The sequence below is a fragment of the Novipirellula herctigrandis genome, assembly GCA_007859835.1.
Taxonomy (GTDB): domain Bacteria; phylum Planctomycetota; class Planctomycetia; order Pirellulales; family Pirellulaceae; genus Novipirellula_A; species Novipirellula_A herctigrandis.
This window is the reverse complement of sequence record SJPJ01000001.1, coordinates 288449-302580: the sequence shown is the minus strand read 5'-3', so window position 1 is coordinate 302580 and position 14132 is coordinate 288449. Positions and strand designations below refer to the sequence as shown.

Annotated in this window: 9 protein-coding genes; 4 read left to right on the top strand and 5 right to left on the bottom strand. The window is 51.4% G+C overall.

The features are described 5' to 3' along the window. Positions 1 to 68: 68 nt before the first annotated feature. On the top strand, positions 69 to 1454 hold the full coding sequence (locus CA13_RS01080; RefSeq protein ID WP_419193794.1) for a glycoside hydrolase family 117 protein: 1386 nt from the start codon (positions 69 to 71) through the stop codon (positions 1452 to 1454). A 275-nt stretch (positions 1455 to 1729) separates the two neighbouring features. Here the strand turns inward: CA13_RS01080 and CA13_RS01075 are convergent, their stop codons facing one another. From CA13_RS01075 to CA13_RS01060, 4 genes are all read right to left on the bottom strand, one after another. After that, a complete protein-coding gene (locus tag CA13_RS01075) occupies positions 1730 to 3169 on the bottom strand; it encodes a sulfatase-like hydrolase/transferase (protein ID WP_146393994.1) in 1440 nt (479 codons plus the stop codon). 146 nt (positions 3170 to 3315) lie between these two features. Then, positions 3316 to 4905 (bottom strand): sulfatase-like hydrolase/transferase, encoded by a 1590-nt coding sequence (locus CA13_RS01070; RefSeq protein ID WP_146393992.1) that lies wholly within the window; start codon positions 4903 to 4905, stop codon positions 3316 to 3318. 52 nt (positions 4906 to 4957) lie between these two features. Further along, positions 4958 to 6196, bottom strand: a complete 1239-nt coding sequence (locus CA13_RS01065) for a LamG domain-containing protein (protein ID WP_419193793.1) — start codon at positions 6194 to 6196, stop codon at positions 4958 to 4960. A 635-nt stretch (positions 6197 to 6831) separates the two neighbouring features. Continuing rightward, positions 6832 to 8181 carry a Gfo/Idh/MocA family oxidoreductase gene (locus tag CA13_RS01060; RefSeq protein ID WP_419193792.1) on the bottom strand — a complete coding sequence of 450 codons (1350 nt, stop codon included), beginning with the start codon at positions 8179 to 8181 and terminating at the stop codon, positions 6832 to 6834. 775 nt (positions 8182 to 8956) lie between these two features. Between CA13_RS01060 and CA13_RS01055 the strand changes: the two genes are divergently transcribed. The 3 genes from CA13_RS01055 (at position 8957) to CA13_RS01045 (ending at position 11875) form a co-directional block, all read left to right on the top strand. After that, positions 8957 to 9247: a putative quinol monooxygenase gene (locus tag CA13_RS01055; protein ID WP_146393986.1), complete on the top strand. Its 291-nt coding sequence runs from the start codon at positions 8957 to 8959 to the stop codon at positions 9245 to 9247. Between the two features lie 143 nt (positions 9248 to 9390). Continuing rightward, the gene (gene nfsB, locus CA13_RS01050; protein WP_146393985.1) at positions 9391 to 10071 is read left to right on the top strand and encodes an oxygen-insensitive NAD(P)H nitroreductase; all 681 of its coding nucleotides are present in this window, start codon (positions 9391 to 9393) and stop codon (positions 10069 to 10071) included. Positions 10072 to 10198: 127 nt separating this feature from the next. After that, the gene (locus tag CA13_RS01045; protein WP_146393983.1) at positions 10199 to 11875 is read left to right on the top strand and encodes a glycoside hydrolase family protein; all 1677 of its coding nucleotides are present in this window, start codon (positions 10199 to 10201) and stop codon (positions 11873 to 11875) included. A 123-nt stretch (positions 11876 to 11998) separates the two neighbouring features. Here CA13_RS01045 and CA13_RS01040 read toward each other — a convergent pair whose 3' ends face one another. Next, complete coding sequence (locus CA13_RS01040) at positions 11999 to 13078, bottom strand: 3-keto-disaccharide hydrolase (RefSeq protein ID WP_419193791.1); 1080 nt, start codon at positions 13076 to 13078, stop codon at positions 11999 to 12001. Between the last annotated feature and the right edge of the window lie 1054 nt (positions 13079 to 14132).

The following is a 14132-nucleotide window of genomic DNA, read 5'->3' as shown; positions in this document are numbered from 1 at the left end:
TATCGCACGAAGTAGAATCACCCGCAATTCATAAACCGAAAAATTCCCCACGAAGCAAGGAACAGGACATGATTATAAAATCAGCGATGCCCCTCTTTTTACTGGCTTTTGTAGCGACGCTTCAAGTCTGTGCTGCCGACCCAGCACAAGCTGCCGACCCAGCACAAGCTGCCGACCCAGCACAAGCTGCCGACCAAGCACAAGCTGCCGACCCAGCACAAGCTGCCGACCCAGCACAAGCTGCCGACCCAGCACAAGCTGCCGACCCAGCACAGCCCAGTGGCTTTCCCTTTGTGTTGCCCAAAGCGAAGCCAGACCGTCAACTGAGTGCCGCGATGCAGCGCAACTATACCGCCTACTTGGCACCGCGCCCCGAAGACAACGAACTCTATTCGCTTTTCAAGTACACGCAGCTAAAGGGTTTTGACTATAACGACCACGATGGCACCATTTCCAGACGCGATCCATCCAAGGTGATCTTTGTCAATGGCAAGTACTACATATGGTACACCCACCGACACACCCCTGTTCCGCCAAAGGGCGCCAAGGAATGCACGGACACCATTCCCTCAAGCGATTGGGATTTGGCGGATATCTGGTACGCGACGAGTGAAGATGGTTTCAACTGGACCGAGCAAGGCGTTGCAGTGCCTCGTCCGCCAAAACCTCAGGTTGGATGGCGCAGCGTGACCACGACCGACATCCTAGTTTGGAAGGGCAAGTACTATCTTTACTACCAGGGCTTCATGGAGGCCAGTGGCCTGCGCGGAGACGATTGTCCGGTGGCGGTCTCCTATGCCGACTCGCCCGACGGTCCTTGGACACCGCACAATGAAATCGTTATTCCTAACGGCGCCAAGGGTGAATGGGACCAGTATTCTATTCACGATCCCTACCCGCTTGTCTACAACGACAAGATCTACCTGTATTACAAATCGGATTGCGATGGCGACCCACGCTTAGTGCGCATGCAGGGTTTGGCCACTGCCGATCATCCTTTGGGCCCCTTCACGAAGAACCCGCTAAACCCCGTGATCAACTCAGGCCACGAAACCACGCTGTTCCCCTTTCAAAGCGGGATTGCAGCCTTGGTTCACGGAGATGGGAATGAGCATAACACTGTTCAGTTTGCCGCGGATGGTGTTAATTTCGAGATAGCATCGATTGTACAGTTGATGCCGATCGCCGGCGGTCCCTTCATTCCCGATGCCTTTACTAACACCAAAGATGGCCGAGGAATCACTTGGGGCATTTCCCACTTCACCAATTACACGAAATGGAGTGAGAACCATGCGATCTTGGCGAGGTTTGACTGTGACCTTAGCCAGGACATCCATGACCCTGTGATGAAGCATCACCGACCCTATTTTCGGCCCGAGCAGTATTTCAAACAGGGATTGAACCGCAACCAGCGTAACCGCATTGACCAAGCCAACAGCGAATTGAAGAAATAGCCCGCGGATCACCAACTTTGTTAACAGCGAAATTGCTCTTGCTGTCCTTGCAGTCCGAAAATTCAACCACGGAACAGACCGTCTACTCGGCAATCAAACAGCCGAAATCGCCCCGAGTCGTCCGCATTTTCCGTGGTTTCACCCCATGTTTTTCAGGGGCATGTTTTTCAGGAGCATGCTTATCAGGAAGCTATGTAGACCAGGACAGGTCCTAGGAAGATTCCACTTCAATGATAAGCATGCTCGGATGCCATCGGCGCATCGGACTTAGCGTACTATTTGAAGTTGCTTTTAACCTTCGGTTTGTAGCCGGCCTTCTTCGCTCCGTCGGGAACTGCTTCCGAATACCAAAGGTCGCGTTTTTTGTGGTAGTCAATGTATCCCATCAAACGACAGGGGACGTTGCTTTCGTTCCACTTGGACCACTTGGCGTACAGTTCTTGCGCACGTTCGGGATGCGATTCGAGAACATTATCTTGCTCGCCAACATCATCCGGCAGAAAAAACAGCTGTGGTGACTTGGTGTCGTTGTCTTGCACATGCTTGGTACCATCGGCCGCTAACACCGACCACTTCCTACCGTCGCCATCACGCCAAAAGAGGGCGTCATGGGGCGCGGTTGCGTTTTTCCCAGTCACAAACGGAATTAGATCGACACCTTCCATCGTTGGTTCGACGGTCGCGTCCGCACCGGCCACAGCGACCGCCGTGCGGGCAATATCCAGTGCTATCACCGGAGAATCAAAGGTCTGGCCCGGTGAAATCATCGCAGGCCACGATGCTATAAATGGAACATGCACGCCACCATCGTACAGGTTGCCCTTGCCACCACGAAACGGTTGGTTGTCGGATCCGTTCCATTTACCCGGCTGGCTCTTCGAAGGCTGTGGGCCACCATTGTCGCTTAGGAAAAAGATCAGGGTGTTATCACGCAGCTGGTTCCGTTCTAAAGCGGTAACGACTTCGCCAATGCCACGGTCCATCACGTCCACCATCGCAGCGTAGACACGTCGTTTTTTGTCCGGGATGTGCTTGTAGCGTTCAATGTCTTCGGGCGGTGCCTGTTGTGGTGCATGCGGAGCATTGTAGGCCACGTAGAGAAAGAAGGGTTCGTTCTTGTTGGTTTCGACAAACTCTGCTGCGTCGCGACTGAGTGCCGTTGTCAGGTAGCCTTCAAAATCGGCGGGACGGCGGTTGCGAACCAATCCTTGCAGATACGCTTCCTTCACCGACTGTGTCAGGTCGATGCGGAAGTAATCGTGCCCGCCGCCGAGAAAACCGTAGAAATAGTCAAAGCCGCGGTTGTTCGGATGGAACGGTTCCGCGGCGCCGAGATGCCACTTACCGACGGCTCCCGTTACATAGCCAGCCTCTTGAAGCCGCTCGGGAAACAGCTTTTCACCCGGATCAATTCCCATGGCCGGATTGGCAGGGTCATATGCCGGATTCGTTTCAAATCCGAAGCGATGTTGGTAGCGACCGGATAACAATGCGGCGCGACTCGGACCACAGAACGCATGATTGACGTAGCCTTGCTTGAATATCACGCCCGAAGCCGCGAGTTTGTCTAGGTTTGGCGTCAAAATGTCCTCCGACCCAGTGAAGCCAGTGTCAGCAAACCCCATGTCATCGGCCATGAAGACAATGATGTTCGGTTTCTCGGCGTTGGCAACTGACACGCCCGCTAAAAACATTACCATCCAAATGCATTTCATCGTTTTACTCATTCTTCAATTCACTCAAAAACCTGGTTTTTTCAACGTATTTTCCAACAGCAAAGTTGCGTTGGACTCATTTCCCTTCCATCAGCCTTTACCCTCCGCGCGACGTCGAAGCGGCTGTCATTTCAAAAACATTTCTTTCACTTGTTTTGTTCGCCATTGAATCCTGGCGCGTCATGCTCGATCGCATGAAGATCGAACGGCTTGATAGTTTGCAGAAGCCTATCTCGCTCGTCTTTGAACTCTGTTGACTCTGCTTCCCAATTCGTGATCTGGCGAAAACTAATCAGGTCATCGGGCGTCTCGGAGACGTCCCACCATTTGCCAAATCCATCTTTCATGACTCGCTTGCCCCGGACCAACTGCTTTTCGCTTTTGTGTGTATAGATCCAATCACGGTGCTGCTGTTGATCGGTCGTAAGCCAGCTCCAAAAACTCTCTCCGTTGATTTCGTAGCCTTGCGGTGTCTCAACCTTCATGACCTCCGCCAGCGTTGGCCAGACGTCAGCAATGCTTAGCAGCACGTCTTGCATGCCCGCTTTTGTGAATTTAATACCGGGCGCATAGATCATGAACGGCACATGACATCCTTTCTGCCGCTCCGGACTTCCTTTTCCATAACCGCTGGTTCCGTTGTCAGCGGCGATGATCAAAATGGTATTCTGATCCAGCCCCATTTGCTTCAGTTTGTTCAGGTACAGCCAGATCTGGTAATCGATATAGCTAACATGATTGTGGATCCCCGGATCGGTAATGGTCCCATGGGTTTCGTACTTGCCGGCATCACCGGTCACTTGTGGCTGTGTCCGCGTGTATTCTTTGCCGTCCCAACTCACCATAGGAGCCCCCGGCCATTTGCAGGGTGACTCAGGAAAGAACCAATCAAACGCATCATGCCCAAGGTGGGTAGTGTGATAAACAAAAAAGGGTTTTCCAGTCTTCTGCTGCCGGTCCATAAAGTCGAAAACAAAGTCAAGTTCCACATCTGGACCATAAGTATTGATTCCAAATGATGCCTTTGACTCATCGGAGTTGGGCCACCAACTGAATGCGCCCGGAGCGGAGGGGTCGTTCATCAGGCGTACATGCGGAAACCAGTACCATCCGTGTTGCTGATAGCTTTTGCATGTCTTTCCGGTATCCGCATTAATCAGGACCTTTTCACCGTTCTTTTTCTTCACGATGTGCTTGAAATCGGTGAATGGATTATCCGTGTCTGACAAATTTCCGGGAGTAAAACATCCTTCATCGAATCCAAACCGAGTGAGGTCTCCGGCCATTTGTGTTTTGCCTGCCCAATAGGTCCCATATCCGGCTTTTTGAGCAATATGCCCGTTCAACATCGGCGAACTCTCATACAGCGGCCATGTCAAAGGACGCCCGTTTTGATCTCGGTAGGAACCGCGATCTCGGTTATGCCACCATTTATGGATATGCGCATAACGCCCCGTCATCATCATGGCACGGCTTGGATTACAAATCGTTGCAGCCCACGCCGTCTTCACGACAACACCTTCCTTAGCCAACTGCTCCATCACTGGCGTTCGAGCACGGAGCTCAGGATCATTCGTGGCTTGGCCTTTCAAATCGCTCCAAACAGAGGATCCATAGACTGGGAATTCCCGAGCGCTAATGTCATCCGCAAAGTAGACAATCACATTGGGCTTAGTTTGCCCATAAACAACCACGACGAACAACATGGCCGCCATGGCAAAGAAGTGCCTTAACATCCTATTCCTCAATCAATTTTGAAGTGTTTGTAAAAGCTCAATAGACCGACGATCATTTTTGCGGACGCGGGTCGCTTGGGCTGGCTCGATCAACGTCCAACGAATCGGTACTGAGGTGGTCAGAACGATCGCTATTGATTGGGCGAATGCTACCCGTCAACTTAAGCCCCGATTTGCTCGCGACGTCTTTACCGATTGCGAAATCAAATACTCGATTGGCATAGCCTGCGTAAGCAGCAATGGTGGCATCGGCAACGATACCACCATTCGAATCATGCAGTTCGAGAACATCCTCTCTCTCTTCGTTGGCCTTGTAGGTAAAGGCGATCTTTAGCGTACCAGACGCACTCAGTTCACAATCATCTGTGTTGAACGTTATCTTCTCGTCGAAGACTTTGACTACCGATCTCGGTTTTACCGGAGCCTTGTCTTCCGAGACCGTCCCACGAACACCCCCTTCTTGAGTCCCTCGCTTTGTGTCCATGTCGATATGATTGGGATCCTCAACATCGACGAGCTTGTAGCCACGAACCCAATCGTAATACGCAATGTTCTTGGTCGGATCGGCCAGTTCTTCATCACTTGGAAGTTCGATCCATGGGAACGGGTAGGTTTCCGAAACCAAACGCATATATAGCGGACGGTCAAAAGGCTTCTCGCTTATCTCGTTGTAGAATATCTGATGTTTTGGCTCGCCATTGTCGTAGTAGTAGCTGGCTTTGGTTTCATCTCGCCACCATCCTCCATAAACATGGAAGTCCTCCGAAGCAAGTTCCGGATCCTCAAACTTAACTTGTTCTGCTCGGTGATCGAATTTTTCACCATCACAGTCGGTGTACCAATAATGCGAATTCGAATGCATGCCATTGGCGAAGTAGCTGCCGTCGAAGTCGCCGTTTCTGCCGATGCACTCTTGGATGTCCCATTCCAAGCCATAGCTGTCGCAGCCGTGAGGGCCTTCGCCACCACCGCCAGAGAACCAGAATGTCGTAGACATGGTGGTTTTCGCAGCTTTTAGCCGGCATTCATAATACCCTCGATAGGCCGCTTGCTTTGAAACAACCGCTCCGCCTGCAATCGTGAACACATCCTTTTTGCCATTCCCTTTGTCAATGACAATATCCTTTTCCAGCTTCTTACCTTCAATTTGCAGGCAACCATCCTTTACCGAAACCTGCGACGGCAGGAACAAGCCCGGGACCCGTCCTTTCCATGTCGGGTGATGATCAAGCCATTTGGTCGAGTCCAATTGCGTTCCGTTGAACTCATCGGAAAAATCAGGATTTAACACCCATCGCTTTCCCACGGGCGGCACTGGAGGATCCGCGTGCAAAAGGTTGCAAACCGATAACACCAAAAGGAACGCAAAGCTCGTCTTTATGAACATTATTTTCATTTTTCAGTTGAATACTCTTCTTGTCGACATGGCAGCTGTGACAACGAAGTGGCGCGCTGCGTCATGTTCGCTCGGAAGCGAATTGGGTTTGACAAACCGAAGACCATCGTTTTGGAATCCTCCGTCAGCCCCTTCGTTCTCAACGCTTACGCCGCAGACCTACGAGACGGCAGTAGCGCTGGGATCCGCTTGCCTAGGTAACCGCAAAGGACACGGAAAATTGGAATAATTTCGACGGACATTTTTCGAATAGCAGAAATAGCGTCCTTATCCGCTGTTTCCTCGCAGGCACGCTGATACTCTGGAACGGCATGGACCGCGATGCCATTGTGCTGGGCTGGCCCGGCAACAGTCTGCAAAAATCCGGGGCCCCAACACGGCGAGCAAATTTCCGCTTCCAATACCAAGTCGGTTCGTCTGCGCGGTTGTGATCACTCGCCTCGATTGTGATCACACAATCGAGGCGTTTTTCGTGCGGTTAACGATACAACGTGACAATCTGCGTCATCGCGTTTGCTGGTCTGCGAACCTCAATACCAATTCAGGTGGTCACGCGGGTCAATACGACGCATGAATAGGCTCTTGTTGGCTGCCTCATGATTGGTGATCTCCATCTTGGCCGCGTCCCATTTCAAGGTCGTACCAGGATGAATGAGGGCGATGTTTCCGAGCACAACGACCTCGGAAAGCGGTCCTGCGTAGTCGAATGACGACATCGCTTTGTCCTCGCCTTTGCAAGCCAACGTCCAATTAGCAGAGTGATTACTCGCTTTACATCGGAACGCCGATGCAGACACATTCTGCGTCGCATCCCTCAACGATTTCGGCAGTAATCTCGCACCTTGACTATGGCTTCCCGCTTGGATCGATCCGTGTTCACCCACTAAAAAGGAACCGGCATCGATCATCTTTTGGTCCGGATCAAGATGCTTGGGCCTCGGGAATTCGATATCCGTTCCTAAGTAGTACTTCATGGTGACCGGCGGTTTATCGCCGCGAGCCGGAAACTCCCAAGTAACGACACCTGCTCGTGGCATTGACCACGGTGTCGCCGGTGCGACGACGTCGGCCCGAACACTCGTCGGCGCAGTTAAACCGAGCGAGTAATAACCGGCATCCAAAGTGTGCCCGCCCATGTCACCCACCGAACCGCTGAAATGGCGATAGCGAATCCACTCGCGATTCATGTAACTTTCGCTAAAAGGAATCTCGTCCGCGCGATTCAAGTACAGATTCCAATCCAAGTCATCAGGCACGTCGCTTCCTTGAACCAACGGTTTGTCGATCCAATAGTTCTTTCTCGAGAAAGCGACCACTTCGCGGACCTGACCAATCGTTCCAGCATCGACCCAATCATTGATTTGAGCAGCGCTCTCACTGGAATGCCCTTGGTTCCCCATCTGTGTGACGATCGCTGGATTCTTTGCGGCCTCTTCCGCCAATAATCGAATCTCATTCACGGTATGACACAGCGGTTTCTCGGCATAGACGTGCTTGCCCTGTCGGATAGCTGACATCGCTATCGAAAAACGCGCGTGCTCGGGTGTAGCGATCATCACCGCATCGATCTCCTTACCAACCTTGTCGAACATCTCGCGATAGTCCTTCCAAAGCTTTATGCCTTGTAGTCGCGGCTGTTTAGCAATAGCAGCTTTGTGCCAAGATTCATGGACATCGCACAGCGCAACGATGTTATCCGTCCCGGCCATACCTCCGGCAACTGCGGAACCACGTCCTCCCACGCCGATACAGGCGATGTTGAGTTTGCTGTTTGGAGATGGCCCTGCCTTGAGGATGTTAAACGGAGCCAAGCCTGCCGCCGATGCGGCCAAAGCCCCCTTAAGCAATGTGCGACGTTTCACTTTGTTACTCGTTTGCATGTTAAGTCCTTTGGGGGAAATTCCCGTTGCGTTCGTTCGTGTAAGCTGGCAGACGAAATGAGTTGCCTGACGCCGCTGGACCATTGTATTGGAACCACTATGCCGATGCCACTATTCAATACGACTTGACGAATTGCTGAGGGAGAAACAATTGCTGAGGGAGAAACAAACGGCTTCGGGTAAATGAACCCGCCAATTGATACCGCCGAATCCGCCACAACACTAAAAGCCCATTCATTCAACTTATCAATCGTAGTCATTTCCAACATGCCAACCGGCAACTTCGCTCGATTTCGTTCGCTACGTTTGCGCCAAGTCACTCCTCAAAGTAGACAACACGTTTGGTCACCCCCTATATCAGGCTGTGACAGAAATGACCGTGAATGTGCACGTGCTGCATCGATTGAACCATCGGGGGAGCTCTAAGTTGACGCTGGGAATAGGGACAGCGCGATTCCAAACAAACAGGACTCCACCTCAGCCAGGAAGTGCGAAAAGGCAGTTTTGCTCAAAACCATCTCTAGCAAAGTACCAACTGGCCCGCCACAATTGACAAACGCACGATTTACAAAACACACTCGGTGCGCAAAAAATTGCAGCAGCGCCTATCGCGAATGGAACCGAAGGCATTCGTTGGCTGCACAGACCAGCGATGCAATGATAGTCTACTTGGATTCACCGATGATTTGTCGACTATGCAAATGCCGCGTGTCATTGAGCGATGCGGTGCTGTTGGATTTCCAGTCGTTAACAACCAATCAAGGAACGCAAAAATATGTCTAAACTTACGATTGTTGCAAATATCAAGGCGAAAGCTGACAAAATTGATCTCGTTCGGGCCGAGCTTCAAGGGCTGATCGAAACCACTCGCGCCGAAGCGGGCTGCATGCAATACGATTTGCATCAGGACAATGAAGATCCAGCGCACTTTATGTTTTACGAGAACTGGGAATCCCGCGAACGATGGCAAAAGCATATGGGTTCACAACACTTGCAGGACTACATCGCTGCGACCGAAGGCGCGGTCGAAGAATTCACTGTCAATGAAATGACGGTAATTGCATAGTCGTTGTTTTGCAGCCTGATCATCGAGCCGCCACCAATCGCGACTTCGTCGATTCTGTTCGTCCATTTGACGCGATACTTCTGCATGGTATCGACACTTCCCCTTGATACGCATAAAGCCAACTACATCTCAGGAGCATACGTATGCTTAAGCTACTTGAAAGATTGGATCTTCCTATCGCTGAAGTTGTGCAACGTCGCTACTCGACCAAAGCATTTGATCCAACCAAGAAGATAAAGCATTCGGACATCGACTCGATTAAGGATCTGTTGCGATACAGTGCGTCGAGCACAAATAGCCAACCATGGCACTTCATTCTTGCTTCGACAAATGAAGGGAAACGGCGGGTTGCGGTGGCGGCTGCGGGAAACTTCGCATCGAACCAACCAAAAATTCTGAATGCGTCGCACGTGGTCGTGTTCTGCAGCAAGCTTGAAATCAGCGAAGACTACTTGTTGCGGTTGCTTGACCAGGAGCAGGCGGATGGCCGGCTAACCGATCCGGCTCAAAGAGAGCTCGTGCATTCGATTCGGTGCCGATTCGTCAATCTGCACCGGCACGACCTTAAAGACGTACAACATTGGATGGAAAAGCAGGTGTATCTCAATGTCGGGTCGTTTCTTTTGGGTGTTTCGACGCTTGGCATCAATGCCGTTCCGATGGAAGGCATCGATACCAAGGCTTTGGACGAAGAGTTTGGCTTGCGTGAAAAGGGATACACAAGCATCGTTGCTGTCGCTCTGGGTTATCGTTCTGATGATGACTTCAACGCGAAGTTGCCAAAGTCCCGCTTACCGTTGGCGGAAACACTGACGGAGGTATGACGCAAGAACAACTCAGCGGTCGAGTTTGGCGCTAGCACCCCATTGTTGGGCTGGCAAGCACTGCCGATTATGCGATCCTGTAATAAAATTGAACTCGCTTTCAGCCATTTCAAGGAACTTAATCACAATGAAATTTAGCGTATTAATAACTTCCATCCTGCTGGGTGCATCTGCGTTGGCTCCGTTACAGGCAGACGACGTCGTTCGGCAGCGTCCTGGTGAATGGACCGATCTAGTACCCGGCGGGCAGTTCAAGGATCTGTTCAAGCCGATGCCGATCATGCGTCCGCTAACAAGCGATACGTGGGGCGGCGACAACGTGACGCCACGTGATATCAGTAACGGTATCGAAGACCCCAAGTGGTCATATTGGTGTGGCGATCCATTCAAAGACGATCAAGGCGTCTACCACCTTTACTCGTCCCGCTGGCCCGAAAATCACCCCGCTGGCCATTTCGGATACTTTGATTCGATAGTTGTCCATGCAGTAGCGGACCATCCTCTTGGACCGTATGTAGCGAAGGAAACTTTGGGCGTGGGACATAACCCCGAACTGTTGACTCCCACGAAGTGTAAACTCGGAAAGTACATTATTTACACCACGCACGGGGTGCTGTTTGCCTCCGACAGTCCGTCGGGACCTTGGAAAAGGCACGCTTATGATTTCCACAAACGCGAGCGTTATGTTTTTAAGAACTATGTAAACTTCTCGTTTGCACCGAGGGATGACGGTTCCTACATCGCTGTTTCCCGCCGAGGGTACATTTGGGCCAGCCCAGACGGCGGAGAGAACTGGCATAACACATCCGCCGAATCGGTTTACCCGAAAGTCGAGGGCATCTTCGAAGATCCTGTGATGTGGAAGGACGACGTGCAATACCACATCATCGTGAACGATTGGAAAGGCCGGATTGCCTACTACCTGCGTTCAATCGATGGATTCCGTTGGAAAGCCGAACCGGGCGAAGCTTATACGCCGGGGATCGCTCGCTACCAAGACGGAACCAAGGAAGATTGGTACAAATACGAGCGGATCCGTTTTCTACATGATGATCATGGGCGGCCTTTGTATGCCTATTTCGCTGTGATCGATTGCGACAAGCATTCCGATCAACCAAACGACAACCATAACTCCAAGCTCATCGGTATCCCGATGACCGTACCTCGTTTGATGGAACTTCTAAACCCCAATCCTATTACCGATTCGACGCAACAGATCCTCGTGAAGATCAAGGCCGAAGACGATTTTAATCCCCACACCGATCTTGATCTTGATTCCCTTCGCTTCGGAGCTTCGGAAGAGGTTAACTACGGTCGTGGCAGCAGAGTTATGAAGACGAAACAAGATGGCACAGACCTAATTCTTACGTTTGACGGTAAGAACAGCGGCATCACAGCGGCGAACTGGGCAGGAAAACTACTCGGTAAATCGAGCGATGGAAAGTTGCTGTTTGGGTGGGCTCGTTTGCCCGGTGCCAATCCAGTCGTGTCGCAGCTTTCCGCACTCTCGCCCAAGTTTGAGTTCACCAATGAAGGGCTAGAAGCTTATGTGGAAATCCAGAATTTTGGTGAGGCCGTTTCCGGACGATCAACAGTCGAGCTACTGATTGGCGAACCAGCAAGTGAAACACGAATCGCCAGCGGTTCGGTCAGGCAATTGAAACCCTTTGAAAAAACGATCGTGCGATTGCTATGTGATCAAACCTTTGCCAAAGGAAAAAAACTAACAACAACCGTGCTTTTGCAGAGTGAGGGTAAGCCCACCGAAAGGTTTTCCAAGAGTGTCGTGCTACCGGGATCCTAACAGAGACCGCCACTGATTTGATTCAACACCTTGGACTCGAACGAAACGACTTGCCGACGGAACCTAGCCCGCCCGGCAAGATCGTTTTGTACGTTCACTGCGATCATTCATTGTCACGATAGCTTACTGTGGTACGATCCAAATATTGCGAAACCGATTTGGATTGCCGTGATTTTGAAGATAGATCGGCCCTTCGGCGACCTCGGGACGCGGTCCAGACGGCCCACCGCCAGTGCCTTCGGGAAGGCTAACATTGTCGTGTATCTTGACGCCGTTGTGAATCACGGAAATGATGGCCGGAGAAATCTTGGCTCCATCTTCGAAGCGAGCTGCCTTGAATTGAATCTCTAGACTTTGCCAAGCAAGCGGCGGCAAACACATATTCAAATCCGCTGCGCGAATTCCATAAATACTCCCACACCAAGTATCGACCGGCTTGAGCATTTCGATTTCTTCCCACGCCCGTGGATCATGATCGAGCCCAAACGTATCCGAGATTTGAACCTCGTAGGCGCCCACCGCAAAGACACCACTGTTGCCTCGATGTGGGTGACTGATCGGCGGCTCGGGCTTTAGCGGCACCTGCCACTCAAGATACAACGTAAAGTCCCGAAAAGTTTGTTTTGTCCCAGCCCCCGCCTTTAGCAACCCGTTTTCAATCTTTCCATTTTTCCAGGCTTTCGCGCCCGAACCGTCGAACAGCACAAGCGCGCCGGCGGGTGGGGTTTTACCAACAACACCCACGCTGCGGTCAAGCTTATTCCAACCCTGCAAACGTTTTTTCATTGCGTCCGCTTCGCACCACTCGTGAGCAACCGTTCCGCCGTCCCAGCCTGATCCGGGCAATCCGCCCCGATAAACCGACAAATAGAACTTGCCCTCCGACGGTGTAACCTGAATCGCCTGATCACCTTTCACATACTCGCCGATGAAATCGAACCCGATGAACTCCTTCGCAGCGACTTTCGCATCTGTCCAAACACTCGCGTTCGGATAGGGAATGATCTTTGCCTTCGCCTTCTTCGCAGCCGACTGCTGCATTGCCTGTTTTTCCGAACCAGCTGCATCGGCCGAACTCTGCGCATTCAATGCCTTCGTACCATCTGCTATCGCGATCGTCGGCGCCACGACTAACCATACTGCCGGACAAATTAGCAGAGATGCATGCCGTAGCAATCGAAACTTGTGTGCGGCGCGGTGCATAGTGAAATCCAGTTCCTAAATAGGGTTTCCGAATATTTATTACATTTCAATTTCGTTGCTTTACCCCGACCGGTGAAACACCATATCCGTCGCAACAACAGCGGTCGTCTGCGGGTTGTGATCCTTGACGGCGAAAAAGGTCGGGCGTGTATTCTGTTCGAATATGCTGACGATTTCTAGTGACTCTTCTGCTTCGAGTGACTCTACGTCGAGCGACTTCGCAATTTCAATCGGCCTCGCCTACGAATGGTTGCAAAATGCAATTGATTCGACTTCGAAAGAAATACCACGCTCATGGAAACATGAGACCATTCCCGTTAGCGCACAATCACAATTACTTTAGTAAAAGGCGCGTCCCCCTCCAACGAACACCATTTTGATGCTTCGCAGGGCGTAGCACTTTAAGTCACGCGGTCGATATTGCTAGCTGTTTTTCGTGGCGTCTTTGCTCGTGATCGGGTAGCATCACTGTTCCCACTGCCGTCAAATCCCTGACACTTCAAAAACCTCACATTGGGCAGGCCGACTAACCTCAATTTCGATAACTGGTTGACCTGCTATTCCCACCTTTTTTTTGGCAAACAGCCGCGATAGTCTGGTTCGTTTTTTTCCAGCGCCTTCGCGAAAGCTCCATTCCCTGACACTTGAACTCTATGGGCTTGAATTTGATGGGCTAGACCTGAACGGGATCGTGCGTGCGAACCTTTGGAACGAACAATCAAGCATTTCGCGTGATCCTAACGGAAGCAATCGAAGGACCGGTGTTGCGTGGTAAACAAAACTCGTTTGACCATCGTGAAGACGTAGCGGAGGAAATTAGTTGAAAACCGTTTCGGCATGTTTATTTGCGACAACAACATGTCCTATGCCCCGAGGTCCTATGCCCCGAGGCGGAGCGAGGCCGACCATCCGATTGTTGGTTTCCATCCACAAAAACTTAATTGCGGATAATTTCCTTGATTGGTTGACGAATACGACGTCGCTTGGTCGTCTGCCAGCATGACTGCGATTCAGAACCTATCGCTGCGGGCGATTGCCATCACGATGGCAGAGT